Below are 1359 nucleotides of genomic sequence, written 5' to 3'. Positions count from 1 at the left end.
GTTTGATTGTTAAAAATCACAATAGAGATTCTTTCATCGCCTGCCTATTCTTTTTTTAATTCTTCTGTGCACTTCAAACTTGAAAAGACTTGTTTTAGAATCCCATATTTTTATCTTTTAGGTCTAGGAATGTAGGCTAGACAATTCCGGATAATCGATTTAGAAACAGAGAGAAGCAGCCTTAAAATCATGCGAGAGGGGGGACTCGAACCCCCACGAGAAAACCCACTACCACCTCAAGGTAGCGCGTCTACCAATTCCGCCACCCCCGCAATATTTAAGAAAAGATCTTAATGGTTTTGTTAAAATCAATTCAAGTAAAATTGCTTTTGCTCTATTCTTTAGAATTAAACCTAGCTGATATGAAAAAACTTATGCGTTGTACTTGTTATTGCACAGCTTCCTCTTATGATATCCCTCGCTTATTCCAATACTTGCAGAGGATGGGTATCTGCCAGCTATTTCGCGATGTAATCCACCTCCAGCTTCAAGAAGATAAACAGGAAAAAAAAGATGTTTTTTGCTTTTCTTATGGAGTAGTTGTTTGTTGGGGATTTAGTGAAGAGGAAGAAAAAGAGATTCTGGATTCTCTAAAAACATTTGAAAAAGATCCTGGTAAATTAGAATTAGATGAATTCACCTATGTCTATGGGGATAATTTCAAGATAGAAGAAGATGAAATTGTGTTACAAAATCAAAATGATTTAACCAAATTAGCCATTTCACATGGCTTAGCTCAATCGGTTAAATTAATTATTTTTGAAGATCTTGTACAAAAAAATATTGAACGCACAAAACACCTCCCTAGCGATTTAGCTCAAAAAGGCAAAATCCCCCTTTCTCGTAAAGAGATCTATCAGAAAATGGGTTATATATTCATTGAGCGTAATTTTATTAATTTGCATAGTGAAAGCCTTGATACTCCAGAATTCTTTTGGGATTACCCTGAACTAGAACCCTTCTATAGACGCACTTCTCATTATCTCGATATCAATAAACGTGTTGAGGTCCTCAATAAAAAACTCAACGTTATGCATGAACTCTTTCAAATCCTATCCAATGAGATTAATCATCAACACAGTTCTCGTTTAGAGTGGACAATCATCTTACTTATTTTTATCGAAGTAACTTTGGCTGTTCTACACGATCTCTTCCATATTATTTAATTAAATAAAAAATTTCATAGCCTACGATCCGTCATTTGTGTATACATGCCATAATTGCACACAAAGAAGGGGTTGCTCCTTAAACGGAGTAGGTTAAACTCTCCAATATAAACGAGATTTTTTCAAATCTCAAAACCGCTCATTAAAGAGCAAAAAAATGAGGAGCAACCCATGAAGCATTATATTGGATGAG

Annotated in this window: 1 protein-coding gene and 1 tRNA gene; one reads left to right on the top strand and one right to left on the bottom strand. The window is 35.0% G+C overall.

What is annotated here, in order from left to right; translation table 11 throughout:
• Nucleotides 1-190 precede the first annotated feature (190 nt).
• A tRNA-Leu gene (locus RHOW815_RS08105) sits at nt 191-272 on the bottom strand.
• Between the two features lie 90 nt (nt 273-362).
• Here RHOW815_RS08105 and RHOW815_RS08100 point away from each other — a divergent pair.
• Nucleotides 363-1166 (top strand): RMD1 family protein, encoded by an 804-nt coding sequence (locus RHOW815_RS08100; RefSeq protein WP_245397551.1) that lies wholly within the window; start codon nt 363-365, stop codon nt 1164-1166.
• Nucleotides 1167-1359: the final 193 nt, after the last annotated feature.

Origin of the sequence: Candidatus Rhabdochlamydia sp. W815, assembly GCF_018642185.1 — a bacterium.
In the GTDB taxonomy this organism is placed as follows: domain Bacteria; phylum Chlamydiota; class Chlamydiia; order Chlamydiales; family Rhabdochlamydiaceae; genus Rhabdochlamydia; species Rhabdochlamydia oedothoracis.
Note: the sequence above shows the minus strand (reverse complement) of the source record. Positions and strands in the feature narration are given on the sequence as shown.